5 protein-coding genes are annotated in these 3,746 nt (G+C 30.1%); 3 read left to right on the forward strand and 2 right to left on the reverse strand.

From position 1 onward, the window contains the following. From ACOYLT_RS10710 to ACOYLT_RS10720, 3 genes are all read left to right on the forward strand, one after another. Positions 1-240 (forward strand): glycosyltransferase (locus ACOYLT_RS10710; RefSeq protein WP_422853840.1); only part of this gene is annotated, 240 nt, incomplete at its 5' end. 8 nt (positions 241-248) lie between these two features. Further along, positions 249-641, forward strand: coding sequence for a sugar 3,4-ketoisomerase (locus tag ACOYLT_RS10715; RefSeq protein WP_422853841.1), 393 nt, complete (start codon positions 249-251; stop codon positions 639-641). Further along, positions 638-1,732 carry a glycosyltransferase family 4 protein gene (locus ACOYLT_RS10720; RefSeq protein WP_422853842.1) on the forward strand — a complete coding sequence of 365 codons (1,095 nt, stop codon included), beginning with the start codon at positions 638-640 and terminating at the stop codon, positions 1,730-1,732. The genes ACOYLT_RS10715 and ACOYLT_RS10720 overlap by 4 nt, the downstream gene beginning before the upstream one ends. A gap of 1 nt (position 1,733) precedes the next feature. Here ACOYLT_RS10720 and ACOYLT_RS10725 read toward each other — a convergent pair whose 3' ends face one another. Then, complete coding sequence (locus tag ACOYLT_RS10725) at positions 1,734-2,621, reverse strand: glycosyltransferase family 2 protein (protein ID WP_422853843.1); 888 nt, start codon at positions 2,619-2,621, stop codon at positions 1,734-1,736. Positions 2,622-3,098: 477 nt separating this feature from the next. After that, on the reverse strand, positions 3,099-3,746 hold a 648-nt coding region (locus ACOYLT_RS10730), incomplete at its 5' end, for a cell division ATP-binding protein FtsE (protein WP_422853844.1).

The raw sequence follows: 3,746 nt of genomic DNA on the forward strand, positions 1-3,746 counted from the left end.
GCTTTTGATTGCCCATCGGGTCCTGGGGAAATCATTATTGATAATAAAAACGGACTTTTGGTAGAAGACCAGAATGTGGAAAAACTGACCGAAGCAATCGATCTTTTGGTTACCGATAAAAAATTATATCAATATTGTAAACAGAACACATTGCAAAGTATACAGCATTTGTCTTTAGAGAATATTGGAAAACAATGGTTAGATTTGATGAAAATTAAGGATTTTCACGACAAAAATTAGGCAGAATTATGAATATAGAAATTATTGATATCCCAAAAAATGAAAAGAAGCAAGGTAATATTGCTATAATAGAAAATAATACCGTTCCTTTTGAAATAAAGAGGGTGTATTATTTATATGATATTCCGAGTTCTGCAAAACGTGGCGGTCATTCACATAAAAGTATTCAACAGGTTTTAATTGCCATATCTGGCAGTTTTGATGTTATTTTAAAGGATGGAATTTCTAGCGAAAAAATCACTTTGAATAAGCCCGATAAGGGATTATTGATCAAAAATAATATCTGGCGCGAACTTGAGAATTTTTCCTCTGGTGCCGTTTGCCTTGTTTTGGCATCAGCTGTTTATAAAGAGGAAGATTATATTCGGAATTTTAAAGAATATTTGAAATCAAAAAAATGAGAATATTGTATATCGCTCCTGAGCTTACAAATTCTGGAGGAATTGCCAGAGTAATGGCTTTAAAAGCAAATTATTTCTCAACTTTTTTGGGTTATGAAGTACATATTCTTGCGCCAAATAGTGCTGATGCCTCTTTTTTTTATGAATTTGATTCCAAAATAAATTGGTACTCAATTACCCATTTTGGAAATTCACTTCGATTTTTATATAATTATATTCGTTATATTAATGAAACAATTTCAAAAATAAAACCAGATGTAATTATTATTTGTGATGCGCTATATTGGAGTTATTTACCTTGGATCATAAAATCACAGTCACCTATAATTTTTGAAACCCATGTATCCACATCTTTAAGAAAAATCTGGTTTAAAGGGTTATTTGGTAAATTAAGATTTGCCCTTGTACAATCAATTAAATTATACTCGAAGAGGAAATTTGACAGGGTTGTTTTTGAAACTCAGGAAGGCAGTAACGAATGGAATTTAAAAAATAGTAAAGTAATTCCTAATCCGCTTAGTTTTATTTTGCCGAAACAATCTGATTTAAAAAATAAAAAAGCTGTAGCTGTATCAAGACACAGTTATGAAAAAGGTATTGATAGGTTATTAGAGATATGGAAAAAAGTAATTGAAAATCATCCCGATTGGGAACTTGATATTTGTGGACAATGGGATGAAGATTTACGATATCAAAAAATGGCAACTGATTTGCAAATTTCTAAAAATGTGAATTTTATTGCTCCAACATTAGAAATTCAAAACCATTATTTTGAATCGTCCTTTTATTTGATGACCTCAAGATCAGAGGCGTTTGGTATGGTATTGATAGAAGCAATGGCTTGTGGTTTACCTTGTGTCGCCTATGATTGCCCATGTGGGCCAAGAAGTATTATAACAAATCATGTAAATGGTTTTTTGATAGAAGATGGTAATGAAACAGATTATTTAAAAGCTGTTGAAATGCTAATTGAAAATGAAAACCTAAGAAGAGAATTAGGTAATAATTCGTTGGAAAATATTAAAAAATACGATATAAAGACTATCATGCAAATTTGGCATGAGCTTCTTGAAGGTTTGGTTAAATCCTGATTTATTTTCTTTGTAAACTAGATAAATACCCCAATCGGTATAAATCAAACAAAAATAATATTGGTTTGTTACTCGACAGATTCTTTAATATAATGCTTCGTGTCATTTTATAAAACAAATTAAAAATAAAAACCAATTTAAGGGTTTTAATTATTTCGAACACTTTTGCTATTTTTATATAATCAGGATCTAGTAAATTATTGTCAATCAGATTTTTCAAGGCAATTAGGGACTCGTTTTCTTTTTTAATAGTAACTTCAAAATCGTCTAATCCTAGGTGATAAATTGGGTTGTTAATATGCTCAACAGTAAACTTGTTTTGCATTAAATTATAAGAAAACAAAGTGTCTTCGTGTCTCAGATTTGGTAGGGATTCGTTAAAAGATACTGTCGAAAAAAAAGATTTATGAATCAAGAAATTTAAAGATAAAAAACTTAGATAAGGATTTTTTTGTCTTTTGGTAAAGTGTATTGATTCCCTGTTTTTGCCATAAACCCATCTCAAAACTTTACTTTTTTCGGGTTTTTCACTTTGATACAAAATTCCTCCGTTAACTATCTTAATTTCATCATTCAAAAACGGAACGTATCTGCCAATAAAATCCTCATCTTTAGGAAAAACATCCACATCTAAAAAAAGTAACCAGTCATATTGGGCTTTATAGGCTAATAAATTCCTGATTTTACTCCTGCCAATATTTTTTTTTAACATTTCATAGTTGCAATTTGCTAGAAGATTTATTTTTTCATTTTCTGAAAATAAGTTAGTAGAAGCATCGTCCAAACAAATAATTTCAAATGGAATTTCGGACCTTTTAACCTGATCATGAATTTCAGATACTAAAGACAAGGCATTGTAATTATAGGAAGGAATAAGTATTGATAACATTAATAACTATATTTTGTAAATATGCAAAGAAAATATATTTTATCTAATAGAATAGATTTTATAAGCAGAATTGATGTGATCGATTTAATTTAATTTTAGTTAGATACTCAGAAAGATTTGTTGAAAAACAATTTAAAAATCAATTTTTCAATCCGCATTTGGTTAATTTTCATGACAAAGATCGTAATCTTTGGTGGGTGCTGAATTTATTGTAGTATGTAACACCAGATTGGGAATCAGAATATAGGTAATTTAGAGTTATTGCCCAATGGATTGAATGAAAAACAGATTGCAATTTACAGTTAATTTAACCTTTTGGCAGTGATGGAAACTCATAATAACTCACTGTAACCTGTTTCTCCAGTTGCTTTTGACGGATGCTGATGTTATGTTTCCAATTATGATTTTTCTGAAAAACCCCTACAAGAATCAGATAGTTTTCATATTATTTCATTTAGAGGTAGACTAGAAAAAAACCTAAACCGTTTTTTGAACTACTTCAAAAATAGTATTGTCTTCACACTTTAATGTCTTGGCTGGAAATTTCATGATTACAGCATAATCATGTGTTGACATGATAACGGTTTTACCATTTTCGTTGATTTTTTTCAAAACAGCTAATACTTCAGCACTAGTTTGTGGATCAAGATTTCCGGTGGGTTCGTCTGCAAGAATTAATTCGGGATCATTAAGCAAAGCTCTTGCAATTGCAACTCTTTGCTGTTCGCCACCCGAAAGTTGATGCGGCATTTTTTTAGCAATTCCTATAAGACCTACTTTTTCTAAAACTTCGTCAATTTTATTTTGCATAGAAGCAACATCAGTCCAGCCTGTGGCTTTTAATACAAAAAGCATGTTTTCGTTAATACTTCTATCTGGTAACAATAAAAAATCCTGAAAAACTATACCTAATTTTCTTCTCAAAAACGGAATTTCATCTTCTTTTAAATGAGCTAAATCATAGCCAACTATCTTGCCTTCACCTTCGGTTAAAGGTAAATCAGCATAAAGCGTTTTCATAAAACTACTTTTTCCAGTTCCTGTTTTACCTATAATATATAGAAATTCGCCTTTTTGAACTTCAAGATTGATTTGTGATAAAATCACTTTATTTTCTTGATAAAT

The organism is Flavobacterium sp., from assembly GCF_049318185.1.
Classification (GTDB): domain Bacteria; phylum Bacteroidota; class Bacteroidia; order Flavobacteriales; family Flavobacteriaceae; genus Flavobacterium.